Source organism: Ruegeria atlantica, from assembly GCF_947495585.1.
GTDB lineage: Bacteria > Pseudomonadota > Alphaproteobacteria > Rhodobacterales > Rhodobacteraceae > Ruegeria > Ruegeria atlantica_G.
Genome location: NZ_CANLZK010000006.1, coordinates 79,996 through 93,338 on the forward strand (window position 1 = coordinate 79,996; position 13,343 = coordinate 93,338).

A 13,343-nucleotide genomic window follows, 5' to 3' on the forward strand; every position below is an offset into this window, starting at 1 on the left:
AAGGCCTGCACGGTTACGACCGTGCGGGCTTTTTTGCTTCAATGACCTTGATGGCTTTTTCCAACGCGGCTTCGACGCTCAAATCTGACGTGTCCAGCAAGACTGCATCCTCTGCTGGCTTCATCGGCGCAGTGCTGCGTTCCGTATCCCGCGCGTCGCGCTCTTTTACGTCCGACAGCACCTGTTCACGCGAGATATCATTGCCCTTCGCGCTAAGCTCAAGGAACCGACGCTCGGCCCGAACTTCGGGGCTGGCGGTGACGAACAGTTTCACCTCGGCCTCGGGACAAATCACAGTGCCGATGTCGCGACCATCCAGCACAGCGCCCCCGCAGCGGCGCGCAAACGCCCGCTGGAAGTCAACCAACGCGGCCCGAACCTCGGGGATCACGGCTACTTTTGAGGCTGCTTGCGCAATCTCGGCCGTGCGCAAATCGCCCTGCTCCAACTCTTCGGCGGTCAGGGCGTGCGCTGCCGCAATCGGCTCCAGTCCCTGCAAAGTCCGCCTGCCAACCGCGCGGTACAAAAGTCCGGTGTCCAGATGCGCGAAGCCAAATCGGGCCGCGACCGCTTTTGAGATCGTGCCCTTGCCCGCTGCAGCTGGTCCGTCAATGGCGATTGTAAACTGAGAATCCGACATCAAATCTACCGATTATTTCGCTGCAGTTTCGCACCCAACGTGGCCATCAAAGGTTCAAAAATCGGGAACGAAGTGGCGATCGGGCCCGCATCGTCGACGGTTACACCCTTTTGGGCCCCCATCCCCAAAATCATGAACGACATGGCGATCCGGTGGTCCAGAAAGCTTTCGCAGGTGCCGCCACCGGGGACCTTGCCGATGCCCAGCCCTTCAACCGACCACCATTCATCACCTTCTTCGACAGTTACACCATTGGCGCGCAGGCCCCGGGCCATTGCGTCGATCCGGTCGCTTTCCTTTACGCGCAGTTCTTTTACGCCGCCCATCATCGTGACACCGGTGGCATTTGCCGCAATCACGGACAAAACCGGGTATTCATCAATCATCGAGGCCGCGCGTTCCGGTGGAACATCGATCCCCTTCATATCCGGTGAGTACTTTGCGCGCAGATCGGCGACAGGTTCGCCACCCTCTTCGCGCTCATTCTCATAGGTCAGGTCTGCACCCATCTCGCGCAGCGTAGTGAACAACCCCGCACGGGTGGGGTTCAGGCCGATGCCCGGCACCAAAACGTCCGACCCCGGCGTGAGCAGCGCCGCGCAGACCGGAAAGGCCGCGCTGGACGGGTCGCGTGGCACGGCAATGACCTGTGGTTTCAACTCGGGGCGACCGGTCAGAGTGATAACCCGGCCCTCATCAGTGTCCTCAACGGTGATTTCCGCACCAAAGCCCGCCAGCATCCGCTCGGAATGGTCGCGTGTGGCCTCTTTCTCGATCACCACAGTTTTGCCGGGGGCATTGAGGCCAGCCAGCAGCACCGCAGATTTTACCTGGGCGGAAGGCACGGGTACCTCGTAGCGCACCGGCGTGGAGTCAGCCGCGCCAACGATGGTCATCGGCAAGCGCCCCCCTGATCGGCCCACCGCTTGCGTTCCAAACAGCGCCAGCGGATCTGTGACCCGCGCCATAGGGCGTTTATTCAGGCTCGCGTCGCCCGTAAAAGTCGCCGAAATCGGACAGGTCGCCATCGCGCCCATAATCAAGCGAACACCGGTGCCCGAGTTGCCGCAATCAATCACCTGATCGGGTTCAGCAAAGCCACCGACACCTACACCATGCACAGTCCATTCGCCGCCGCCGTGGTCAGTGACCTCAGCCCCGAAGGCGCGCATGGCCTTGGCGGTGTCCAGAACATCTTCACCTTCCAACAGACCCGAGATCCGGGTCTCGCCCACGGCCATCGCACCCAGGATCAGCGACCGGTGCGAAATAGATTTGTCACCGGGCACCTCTGCCGTTCCGGTCAGCGGGCCGCAGGGATGCGAGGTCATCGGGATGGGCGTGCCGTGTCCGGACATGGGGGCTCCTGTTTTCGCTATCAGTTCAAGGCGGATTAGCGAATTGGGGCCGGTTGGTCCAGCCGCAATCAGTCTTTGCGGCGGAAGGTCAGGTAGTGTGGCGTACGGCCTTCTCGCAGGGCCTTCTGTTCATAGCGGGTGGAAATCCAGTCATCCCAGGGCTCACGCCAGTCAGCAGGACGCTCGGCTAGCCATTCGAACCCGGCGCGCGGCACCTCTTCCAATGTCTGGCGCACGTAGTCGGGAATGTCCGTAGCAACGCGAAAAATAGACCCCGGCTTCAGGGCACGGGCCAAAGGTTCCAGATGTTCCTGCGTCACGAAACGGCGACGGTGGTGCCGTGTTTTTGGCCAGGGATCAGGATAAAGTAGAAAAGCGCGTGAGATGCTGGCCTCGGGCAGAACATCGAACAGATCGCGCACATCGCCCGGATGCACCGCCAGATTTTCGACCCCGGCCTGACGAATCTTACCCAACAGCATAGCGACGCCGTTGATATACGGTTCGGCCCCAATAATGCCGATATCGGGGTTGCTGGCAGCCTGGTGCACAAGATGCTCACCCCCACCAAAGCCGACCTCAAGCCAGACGTCCCTGCCATCGAACAGAGCGTTCAGATCCAGCGGATGGCGTTCGGGATTGATTTCCCAATCCACCGCACCCGGTGACAGTGCATCAAGGTCTTCGTTCAGATACGTCTTTTGGCTGGGCTTCAGGGTTTTCCCTTTGAAGCGGCCATAGAAGTTTCTGCGCGGGCGTTGTGGGGTCTGGGTGCTCATGGCGGTGGCCATACTGCGACGCTGAGGTCGGTTCAAGAGGGGCATGGCAATCAGCGGCCAACACAAAAAGCGCGCCGATGACGGCGCGCTTTGATAATTCGGATCAGACGGCCGCTTTCAGCGCATCGGCCAGATCAGTCCGTTCCCAGCTGAAACCACCATCAGCCTCTGGATCACGGCCAAAATGGCCGTAAGCCGCTGTGCGCTGATAGATGGGTTTGTTCATCTGAAGATGCTGGCGAATGCCGCGCGGGGTCAGGTCCATCACCTGCCCTACTGCTTTTTCGATTACAGCATCCGGGATTTCGCCGGTACCGTGTGTATCAGCATAGATCGACAACGGCTTGGAGACACCAATCGCATAGCTCAGCTGGATCGTGCAGCGTTCTGCCATTCCGGCGGCCACAACGTTCTTGGCCAGATAACGCGCGGCATACGCAGCCGAACGGTCCACCTTGGTCGGATCCTTGCCCGAGAACGCGCCACCGCCGTGTGGGGCGGCACCACCATATGTGTCCACGATGATCTTGCGCCCGGTCAGACCTGCGTCGCCATCCGGGCCACCGATCACGAATTTGCCCGTGGGATTCACGTGCCACTCGGTTTCGTTGCTCAACCATCCTTCGGGCAGTGATTCACGAATGTAAGGTTCGACAATCGCGCGGATGTCGGCCGAGCTCAGCGCTTCGTCCAGGTGCTGTGTCGACAACACGATCGAGCTTACACCGACTGGCTTTCCGTCGCGGTAAACGACTGACAACTGCGACTTGGCGTCGGGGCCAAGCGCGGGTTCGCTGCCATTTTTGCGCACTTCGGCAAGACGGCGCAGGATCGCGTGAGAATACTGGATTGGGGCCGGCATCAGCGCAGGCGTTTCCGTGGTCGCATAACCGAACATGATGCCCTGGTCACCAGCACCTTCGTCCTTGTCTGCGGCTGCATCCACACCTTGTGCAATATGCGCGGACTGTTCGTGCAGCAAGTTCGTTACCTCGACGGTTTCGTGGTGGAACTTGTCCTGCTCGTATCCGATGTCTTTGATACAGGCGCGCGCAATCTCGTCGATGCGGCCCATGTAGTCGTGCAGCTTTTCCTGATCAGACAGACCTACTTCGCCACCGATGACGACCCGGTCGGTCGTAGCAAAGGTTTCGCACGCCACGCGCGCTTCGGGTTCTTCATTCAGAAATGCGTCAAGCACGGCATCAGAAATCCGGTCACAAACCTTATCCGGGTGCCCTTCGGAAACGGACTCCGAAGTAAATGTGTAGTTCTGTCGGGACATGAAAGTGCTCCATTAAGGTTTTCCCATCACGCCAGGAAGCCGTTGTGATGAGCATGCAACGGGATACGCACCATGAAACACAGCGTCAATCCAAAATTACCGTTGTTGTCTTCTGGCGTTGCGTGAAAGCAGCGCATAGAGCGCCAACAGCGCGACAAAGACCGGTGCATCACCCAGCCGGGCGTACACAGTCGGAGCCAGCGCACTGGGCAATGTCGCATCGACAAAACCGGCCTGCCCCAACGGCAAAGCTGCTGTAACCCGACCCAGCGGGTCAATCATCGCTGACACTCCGGTATTTGCCGACCGGATCATTGGCAACCCTTGCTCGATGGCGCGCATTTGCGCCTGAGCCAGATGCTGATACGGCCCCGAGCGCGTTCCGAACCAAGCGTCATTGGTGATCTGCAGCAGAAAATCGGCACGACCTGGTGCAGACAAGACATCCTGCGTAAAGACCGCCTCATAGCAGATAAGGGGTAACGCCTTCCCCAGCTTGCCAGCGTCCATCAGTGCCGCACCCGGTCCGGAGCTAAAGCCATTGCCGGTGGTAGCAGCCATTCCGTAAATTCCGAACTGAGCCAAGATGTCACCAAATGGGACATATTCGCCAAAGGGCGCCAGATGATGCTTGTCATAAAGCCCCTGCTGCCGGCCATCTTCATCCAGATAGATCATCGAATTGTAAATGCGCGGGCCGTCCCCTCTCTGAATACCCAGAAATACGGGCGTCCCCTGCGCGGCATCGGCGATTGCGGTCAGATAAGGCTGCGCACTGCCCAGCCATGCAGGAACCGAGGTTTCCGGCCAGACAATCAAATCCGGTCGCGGGGCCGACGCCGTAAACTCTAGTTGTCGGGCAAAAAACAGCGGGGCGTAATCCGGATCCCATTTCTGATGCTGGGGTGCATTTGGTTGAATGAGGCGAACAACATTGTCAGTGTCCGTAACAGCCGGGCGCGACATGGCATAAATCAATGCGAAACACGCGGTTCCAACGGTCAGGACTGACGGAACCACATAGCCATCGCGCCGCGACAGCGCGGCCCCGAGCGGCAAAGTCGCCAGCAAAGTCACCGCGCCCAGCCCATATGGCCCGAACAGAGACAATAGCTGCGCGACCTGTGTATTCACCCAGACCTGCGCCAGCCCCGCCCAGGGAAACCCCGTCAGAACATAGCCTCGCGCAAATTCCAGCAGTGAGATTGAAATCGCCAGAAACACGGCCTGTGATACGCCATCGCTGTCGGGACGCCGCACCAGCCAAAAGGCAAGCCCCCAAAACAGAGCGAGGCCGCCTGCCATGAATGTCAGGGCAAAAGGCGCCATCCATCCGTGACGCTGGACATCAACTAGGAACGGTTCGACAATCCAACTGAGCGCATGTGCGAAATACCCGGTCGCAAAGGCCCAGCCCAACCACGCTGCCCTCGTCCGCGTCTCAGTCGTAAGAAACAGAGGCGAAAGCAGGATCAGTGCGATCACTGTTGCCGGCCAAATGCCGAACGGAGCAAGCCCAAACGCCGCGATCGCGCCCAGCAGAGCTGCGGATATTAACCGCAACCAAAACGGCCAGCCCTGTGCAGGGTTCATTCAACGCGATCCGGCAACATGACACGCAGACGTTTGATCCGGCGCGGGTCGGCGTCAATCACCTCGAACTCGGGACCTTCGGGATGCAACACGACCTCGCCTCGTGCGGGAACGCGACCAGACAGCATGAAGACCAATCCGCCCAACGTGTCGATTTCTTCCTCGTCCACATCCTCGTGACTTGTCAAAGAACGCCCTATCTCGGCCTCGAATTCCTCCAAGGGGACGCGGGCTTGCACGACATAGTAGCCGGGCTTTTCCTGTATCCAAAGCTGGCCTTCGTCGGCATCGTGCTCATCCGCAATCTCACCGACCACCTGTTCGATCAGATCCTCGATCGACACCAGACCATCAACACCGCCGTATTCGTCAATCACCAGCGCCATATGGCGGCGTTCGGTCTGCATCTTCGTCAACAACACGCCAATAGGCATCGACGGCGGCACAAACAGCAAAGTACGCAGCATCGAGACCAGATCAAACTCTGAACCCGTGCCATTAAATCCGTGCGTAAGCGCAAAATCCTTGAGGTGCACAAACCCCAAAGGCGTATCAAGCGTTCCCTCGTAGACGGGAATACGGGACAGGCCGCTGTCGCGGAAAACCTGGGCCAGCTCATCCTTGCTGATTGTCGAGGGCACGGACACGATTTCCGCCGTGGGAATAGCCACATCTTCGACCCGCATTCGCCGCAGGTTGATCATGCCGCGAGGCTGAACCATGTCGACCTCATGTCCATTGGTCGCGCTGACCTCTTCGTCGCTCTGCGGCGAGAACGCGTCCACTATTCGAGAAAAGAAGCCAGTTTTTTCGCTGGCATTTTCACCGCTGTCCTTCGGTTGCGCGCTCTGCGCCGCCATAGAACTGCCGTCTGTATCGCCCATAATCCTGTTCCAAATGATCGGCCAATGCGGCCACTATTACATACTATATGGGTCATCTATACCCATTTTGCCAAGTATCTCGACCTCGACCCCTTCCATCAAAGTGGCGTCGGGGTCACGGATGTGGTCATAGCCCAGCAAGTGCAACACTCCGTGAATGATCAGATGCGTGACGTGATCGTCCATAGTTTTGCTGGCGTCGGCTGCTTCGCGTGCGCAAGTGTCGAAAGATATCGCAATGTCGCCCAGCGCGATTTCGCCCGTGAAGTCTGGCGTCGGACGGGCGGGTCTCCGCCCAGCTTCATCAGCGGCCAGATCTTCGGCTGGCCAACTCAACACATTGGTCGGCGTGGGCTTTTCCCTAAATTCCGCGTTCAGATCAGCAATTCGCGCATCATCGCAGGCCAGCAGGCTGACTTCGCACAGCTCGGCGTCCAGATCGCAAAAGTCCAAAACAGCCTTTATCGCGCGCGCAGCCAACGGTTCAAGCTGTTGCCAGCGCGCATCTTCGATCGTCACTTCCAGGTTCATCTCACCGTGTCCAAAGCCCTGTGGCCGCAACCGGGACGACTATGCTTTCTCGCGGCCCGAGTCGGCCTCATACGCTTCGATAATGGCGGCCACAAGCGGGTGGCGCACAACATCTTTGGACGTGAAGTAGTTGAAGCTGATGTTTGGTATCGTATTCAACAAACGCTCGGCATCGGCCAGCCCTGACTGAACACCGCGCGGCAGGTCAACCTGAGAGCGGTCACCGGTGATCACCATTCGGCTACCTTCACCCAGACGCGTCAGGAACATTTTCATCTGCATGGTCGTGGCGTTCTGAGCTTCATCCAGCACAACAAACGCATTCGCCAGCGTACGTCCTCGCATGAAGGCCAGCGGCGCAATTTCGATTCGCTTTTCTTCAATCAGTTTGGCCAGCTGCTTGCCCGGCAGAAAATCGTTCAAGGCGTCGTACAGCGGCTGCATGTAAGGATCGACCTTGTCTTTCATGTCGCCGGGCAGATAGCCCAGCTTTTCGCCAGCTTCGACTGCAGGGCGGCTGAGAATGATCCGATCAACATGGCCTCCGATAAACATCGACACGCCAGCGGCCACGGCAAGATAGGTCTTACCCGTACCGGCAGGGCCAATTCCAAAGGCCAGTTCGTTCTGGAACAGCGACTGGACATAAGCCTTTTGCGCATCCGTGCGCGGCTCGACCAGTTTCTTGCGCGTCTTGATTTCGACCGTGCCGCCTCTGAACATCTCAAGCTGATCACCGTCGCGGCTGCCGGTTCCCGTCTCCGAGCCACCCATCCGCAACTCGCGGTCCACATCGGCCGCTTCGACGTCACGTCCGCCTTCCAGGCGTGTGTACAGCGCCTGCAAAACCTCGATGGCCTGCTTCTGGGCGTCTTCGTCACCCATAACGGCCAGCTGATTCCCGCGGCGCACAATTTGAACAGATAGCTTTTGCTCAATATCTGTCAGATTGCGGTCATATTCCCCGCACAGGTCTATTAACAATCGGTTGTCTGGAAACTCAACAAACGCTTCGCGCTGAGGCATTTCATCTTGCGGTGGGTTTAGGGCACCGATGGCCAATCCGCTCTCCTGTCTTGGCGTTTCACCTTGAGCGTAGACAGGAAGCCTTGGTGGGCGCAAGCCACAGTTTCATTTTTTCCGCCCAAATGGCAAAACCGCCAATGCGCCCGGCCCGTGCGCGGCACCTGTTGGCGCCGCTGTTTTAGTCGGCGTGTCAGAACCGATAGTTCAAACCCAGCTTCAGACCGCGATACTTCGGTGTCGATCTGGTTGAGGTTCCATTGCCGAAATCCACGTTTTCAGCGCTGAACTGAACGTATTCGAACTCACCCGTGATCGACCAGTGTTCGGTCAGGTTATGTTCGGCTCCGACGCTGGCGGTAAAGCCGCTGCGCCGGCCGCCACTATCGAAGAATTGAGAGCCCCCCTGGACGACCTGTCTGCTTGTTGTGTTGATGTCGCCATTCACATATCCAGCCGACACAAAATACAACACTGTACCGCTTTTATTGGTCAGGCCATTGCGCAGCCGAATCGAGAACACGTCCGATATTTCGGACCCGCCCGTGACCGTCTGGCCGTTGATCTGGTTGGAGGCGTCATCGCTAAGCGAGCCGAACTCGTACCCAAGCTCAAACCCGTAAACATAGTCGCGCCCGCCGCGCGCAGGCAAAACGCCGCGCCACCCGGCACGCACGCCACCCAACGAACCGCTCAGGTCCAGGTCGCCTACTTCCGAGGTTCCGCCGGGTCCAGTCAGTCCAAATCGATCGTCGCCCCCGAAAGCGTACGCGCCCGTAGCACCCAGATAAAAGGCGCTGACGTCACTGCCGAACCGTTTTGGGTTGACGACAGGAGGGTCAGAGAGACCTTGATCCAGATTGCCTGCAGCGGTCACACCGGGAAGCACCGAAACAGCGATCGCGGTGGTAAGGGCGGATTTCAACAGCCGCCCAGAAAAACGTTTCAAAGTCTTCACTCGTACCCTTTCCATTCACCGACCTGCCCATCCCGTCGGCAAGAGATGAGGTTTCCCAAAGGCACAAAACACTCGACCCCTAAGCAACCTGATTTTTCTCGGAACATAATTCCGAGTAATAAATCAAGGGTAAATTTGGAATTAACAAATCCGTATGGTTTCCAAAATCCAAATAACGGACGCGTTAGCGCAACGCACCCGCCAATGAATTTGCGCCTGATGACATGATCCGGACATCGCGCAATTCGCCCACCGCAACATCAGCGTCAGACACGTGAACCGAATGAAGATACTCGGACTTTCCGACCATCTGACCTGGCAAACGACCCGGTTTTTCAAACAGCACTTTCACGTCCCGGCCAACCATCGCGTCCTGAATCTCGCGCTGGTGACGGGTAATCAACCCCTGAAGCCGCTGCAGACGATCGTCTGCAGCCTTGGGATCAACCTGAGACCGCTCAGCCGCCGGTGTTCCGGGGCGGGTCGAATATTTGAACGAATACGCATATCCGTATTTGACCTCTTCCACCAAATCCATGGTGGCCTGAAAATCCTCTTCGGTCTCTTCAGGGAAGCCGACGATGAAGTCGCCGGACATCACGATATCCGGGCGCGCGGCGCGAATGCGCTCGATCAGGCGCAGATAGCTCTCGGCGGTGTGACTGCGGTTCATTCGCTTGAGGATGCGATCCGAACCCGACTGAACCGGCAGATGCAGATAAGGCATCAGCTTGTCGCACGTCCCGTGCGCCTCGATCAGGTCATCGCCCATGTCGTTGGGATGTGAGGTGGTGAACCGGATCCGCTCTAGCCCGTCGACCTTGTTCAGCTCCCAGATCAGACCGGCCAGCGTCATGTCACCATTCGGACCAGCCCCGTGATAGGCGTTAACGTTCTGGCCCAGCAGAGTGATCTCGCGCACCCCGCGTTCGACCAGATCGTTCGCCTCGCGCAGGATACGATCGGCGGGACGGCTGACTTCGGCCCCCCGCGTATACGGCACTACGCAGAAGGCACAGAACTTGTCGCAGCCTTCCTGCACCGTCAGAAATGCGGTCGGTCCGCGTTTCGCCTTGGGACGGTTTTTGAGTTTCTCGAACTTGTCTTCTTCGGGGAAATCAGTGTCCAGCGCCTTGGCACCGGTGCGCGTCTTCGCCTCCATCTCGGGCAGGCGGTGATAGCTTTGCGGACCGACAACAAGGTCAACAATCGGCTGGCGGCGCATAATCTCTTCGCCTTCTGCCTGTGCAACACATCCAGCAACACCGATCTTGAGGTCGGGCTTTTCGGTCTTCAAACCTTTGAACCGGCCAAGCTCGGAATAGATTTTTTCCGCAGCTTTTTCCCGAATATGGCAGGTGTTCAGCAGGATCATATCCGCATCATCGGGGCTCTTGGTTTCCACGTAACCCTGACCGCCCAGCGTTTCCGCCATACGCTCGCTGTCGTATACGTTCATCTGGCAACCATAGGTCTTGATGTACAGCTTTTTGGGTTCTGACATGAAAACGGCCTTTGCATTCGCGGGATCGGCGTCGTCTATACCCTACGAACGCCGCTTGCAATGGCGACGCGATTACCCGATTTTGACCCGAAACTCCAGCAAGGCGGCAGCGGACAGGCAATGCAATACGAATCTCTCGACTCTTTCCTGCAAACGGGCAAGTCCGCTTTGGCAAAGGGACCCCTCGCGTTGGTTTTTGTCGAAGATGACGTTGAAACTGATAGCACTATCCGTCACCATCTGAATCTGGGCTTCAAGTCCCTGATCGTTTTCATGCCGCAGGAGTTTGCGCTGGACCCCAAACTTGAGGATCAAGTTCACCGCGTCTCTCTCAGCTGCGTCCCGCGCACCGTCGTGTTTGAGACGATCAACAGGATCATTCAGGCGGCGCCAAGTTTGTGGATGTATTACTGCTTCAACGCCGAGTACCTCTTTTTTCCCTTTTGCGAGACGCGCACAATCGGTGAAATGCTGGCGTTTCACACCGAAGAACGCCGCGACTCGATGCTGAGCCATGTTGTCGATCTTTATGCCGAGGATCTGAACGAATTCCCGAACGGCGTCGCACCTGAACACGCGATGATGGATCGCACCGGGTATTTTGCCCAGGCGCGGCTGGATTCAATAAAGCACCCGAAGGAGCGCCAGCTGGATATGTCTGGTGGTTTGCGATGGCGGTTCGAAGAACACGTTCCCGCACAAAGCCGCCGAATTGATCGGATCGCCCTATTCAAATCCAAACAAGGATTGTCATTGCGACCGGATCACACGTTCAACGACGAAGAATACAACACGTATTCCTGCCCGTGGCACCACAACCTAACGGCTGCGGTGTGTTCGTTCCGGGCAGCCAAAGCCTTGAAAACCAACGCAGGATCTACTTTTGACATTCCGACATTCCGCTGGCGCAATTCGATTCCGTTCGAATGGTCGTCAAATCAGTTGCTTGAGATGGGGTTGATCGAAACGGGCCAGTGGTTCTGACCCGCCTCAATGACCTATCCGGTGTCTGATCACCGCCGCAGCAACATCGGAAACCAATCCTCGCGCAAGCGCTGGCCCGGAACCATGTCATGCCCCGGAAACGGCGGCGATGTCCGGCCTGGTCGCTCGACATATCGCGCATCGTCACCAACCAGACGCAGTGAAAACGCGCGGCGCCGGCTGTCGGATTGATTTCCTCGCGCACCGTGAAGCGTGCGATAGTTGAAAGCAACCGCGTCGCCCGGCTCCATCTCGAACTCGACAACCCGCATCCCTTCGGCATCCGGGTCCGGGGCCGGGATGTATTGGCCTTCATCGGGAAAGAACCCATCTTCCGAAACCCAGCGGGTCGGCAGGACCTCTTTCTCCCACCGATGCGAGCCTGCCACACAACGCAGTGTGGCTTGCGTGACCGGATCAAGCGGCGACCAAAAGCTGATCGTTTGCTGCCCTTCAACAAAGTAATAGGGCCCATCCTGATGCCACGGCGTCGCCATCGAGGTTCCGGGCTCTTTGACCAAAACGTGGTCGTGGAACATCTGCACAGTATCCGACTGCATCAAATCTGCCGCGACTTCTGCTGCTGGGGATTCGCGAATGACCGTCTGAAATTGTTCAATGCGCGACCAGTTGCAATAATCGTCGAAAAAACGACCCGTCTGGCCTTCTTTCTTGTTCTCGGATGCATAAGGTCCGGGATCCGCCATATTCGCTGCCACCCCTTCGCGCAGGGCCTCAACGTGATCGGCAAATAGCCCTTTGATCAGGACCACGCCGTCCCGTTGATAGGTGTCGATCATTTCGTGAGTAACCATGGGGTGCGTCATGTTTGTCTCCGTGCCGGTGGTACGACGATCTGCACTTGGATGACCCCTCTATTCAAATAATATCTTTCTAAGATAGGTTTAATTTCATGTTATATATTTCACTTCGCCAATACGAATATGTCTGTGCTATCGGCCGCTTCGGCAGCTTGTCTGCCGCCGCGCAACAGCTGAATGTCTCACAACCGGCGCTGTCCACCGCTCTGACGCGCGTCGAATCGCATCTTGGCCATCCGTTATTTTCGCGAAAACGCGGGGCCGCGCTGGCGCTGACCCCGCAAGGACGCAGATTTATTGAAGTCGCGGAAAACTTGCTGACCAATGCGGCCCGGCTTGAGAAAGCGGATCAAGTCTGCGCAACCAGGGCACAGTTGCGATTGGGGTGTTTCGTGGATTTGGCCCCGTTTTTGCTGGCCAAGGCGCTGCGCCCGTTGCGCGTGGCACTGCCGGATTTGACCGTTTCGTACAAGGTAGACGGGTTCGAAGGGCTGATAACCGGCCTGATCGACGGGCGCATAGATTTGGCGCTGACGTACGGCCTGAGCATGGATGCCGGATTTCAACAGCAGACCCTTTTCCCCAGCAGGCCAAACGCCATTATGGCCCCGGACCACCCATTGGTACGCGCGCCGTCTGTTTCGCTGAGCGAGCTGGCCGCCTATCCTCTGATCCTGTCAAACGAAGGCCTCTCATCACAGCACGTGCTTGGACTGTTTCGGCAGATCGGATTGCGACCGTCAGTGGCACACCGGGCGGCAACGCTGGAAATCCAGCGCAGTCTTGCCGCTCATCACGAGGGGGTTGCGATCAGCTATGCCACCCCGCCCACGGACCTCAGCTATGACGGAATGCCCCTGGTCAGTCGCCGAATCCTGGATGACATCGCTGCGGAACCTGTGGTTGTGGCGCGCCACGGCACCGGCCCTACAGAGCCGCACATTGCGCAGGCGGAACAGATTCTGATGGAGTTTTTAGTCTGA

13 protein-coding genes and 1 riboswitch are annotated in these 13,343 nt (G+C 57.9%); of the genes, 2 read left to right on the forward strand and 11 right to left on the reverse strand.

What is annotated here, in order from left to right:
- Window positions 1–13: 13 nt before the first annotated feature.
- The 10 genes from cmk to miaB all read right to left on the reverse strand — a co-directional run bounded on the left by cmk (window position 14) and on the right by miaB (window position 10,555).
- Window positions 14–640 carry a (d)CMP kinase gene (cmk, locus tag QMP16_RS12430; RefSeq protein ID WP_282152622.1) on the reverse strand — a complete coding sequence of 209 codons (627 nt, stop codon included), beginning with the start codon at window positions 638–640 and terminating at the stop codon, window positions 14–16.
- Window positions 641–645: 5 nt separating this feature from the next.
- Entirely contained in the window at window positions 646–1,998 is a 1,353-nt protein-coding gene (gene aroA / locus QMP16_RS12435; RefSeq protein ID WP_282152623.1) for a 3-phosphoshikimate 1-carboxyvinyltransferase, read from the reverse strand.
- 68 nt (window positions 1,999–2,066) lie between these two features.
- Complete coding sequence (gene trmB / locus QMP16_RS12440; protein ID WP_282152624.1) at window positions 2,067–2,777, reverse strand: tRNA (guanine(46)-N(7))-methyltransferase TrmB; 711 nt, start codon at window positions 2,775–2,777, stop codon at window positions 2,067–2,069.
- 103 nt (window positions 2,778–2,880) lie between these two features.
- Window positions 2,881–4,062 (reverse strand): methionine adenosyltransferase, encoded by a 1,182-nt coding sequence (metK, locus tag QMP16_RS12445; protein ID WP_282152625.1) that lies wholly within the window; start codon window positions 4,060–4,062, stop codon window positions 2,881–2,883.
- A gap of 5 nt (window positions 4,063–4,067) precedes the next feature.
- Window positions 4,068–4,116: riboswitch (SAM-SAH riboswitch) on the reverse strand.
- Between the two features lie 42 nt (window positions 4,117–4,158).
- On the reverse strand, window positions 4,159–5,655 hold the full coding sequence (gene lnt / locus QMP16_RS12450) for an apolipoprotein N-acyltransferase (RefSeq protein WP_282152626.1): 1,497 nt from the start codon (window positions 5,653–5,655) through the stop codon (window positions 4,159–4,161).
- A complete protein-coding gene (locus QMP16_RS12455) occupies window positions 5,652–6,539 on the reverse strand; it encodes a hemolysin family protein (RefSeq protein WP_282152627.1) in 888 nt (295 codons plus the stop codon). Before QMP16_RS12455 ends, lnt begins: the two co-directional genes overlap by 4 nt.
- A gap of 36 nt (window positions 6,540–6,575) precedes the next feature.
- Window positions 6,576–7,070 (reverse strand): rRNA maturation RNase YbeY, encoded by a 495-nt coding sequence (gene ybeY / locus QMP16_RS12460; protein WP_282152628.1) that lies wholly within the window; start codon window positions 7,068–7,070, stop codon window positions 6,576–6,578.
- A 39-nt stretch (window positions 7,071–7,109) separates the two neighbouring features.
- On the reverse strand, window positions 7,110–8,132 hold the full coding sequence (locus QMP16_RS12465) for a PhoH family protein (protein WP_058273235.1): 1,023 nt from the start codon (window positions 8,130–8,132) through the stop codon (window positions 7,110–7,112).
- Between the two features lie 154 nt (window positions 8,133–8,286).
- Window positions 8,287–9,042: an outer membrane protein gene (locus QMP16_RS12470; RefSeq protein ID WP_282152629.1), complete on the reverse strand. Its 756-nt coding sequence runs from the start codon at window positions 9,040–9,042 to the stop codon at window positions 8,287–8,289.
- Window positions 9,043–9,235: 193 nt separating this feature from the next.
- Window positions 9,236–10,555 (reverse strand): tRNA (N6-isopentenyl adenosine(37)-C2)-methylthiotransferase MiaB, encoded by a 1,320-nt coding sequence (gene miaB, locus QMP16_RS12475; protein ID WP_282152630.1) that lies wholly within the window; start codon window positions 10,553–10,555, stop codon window positions 9,236–9,238.
- A 60-nt stretch (window positions 10,556–10,615) separates the two neighbouring features.
- On the opposite strand from miaB, the gene QMP16_RS12480 reads away from it, so the two are divergent.
- On the forward strand, window positions 10,616–11,539 hold the full coding sequence (locus QMP16_RS12480; protein WP_432653404.1) for a hypothetical protein: 924 nt from the start codon (window positions 10,616–10,618) through the stop codon (window positions 11,537–11,539).
- 29 nt (window positions 11,540–11,568) lie between these two features.
- Here the strand turns inward: QMP16_RS12480 and QMP16_RS12485 are convergent, their stop codons facing one another.
- Window positions 11,569–12,366, reverse strand: a complete 798-nt coding sequence (locus QMP16_RS12485) for a phytanoyl-CoA dioxygenase family protein (protein ID WP_282152631.1) — start codon at window positions 12,364–12,366, stop codon at window positions 11,569–11,571.
- A gap of 86 nt (window positions 12,367–12,452) precedes the next feature.
- On the opposite strand from QMP16_RS12485, the gene QMP16_RS12490 reads away from it, so the two are divergent.
- The gene (locus QMP16_RS12490; RefSeq protein ID WP_282152632.1) at window positions 12,453–13,343 is read left to right on the forward strand and encodes a LysR family transcriptional regulator; all 891 of its coding nucleotides are present in this window, start codon (window positions 12,453–12,455) and stop codon (window positions 13,341–13,343) included.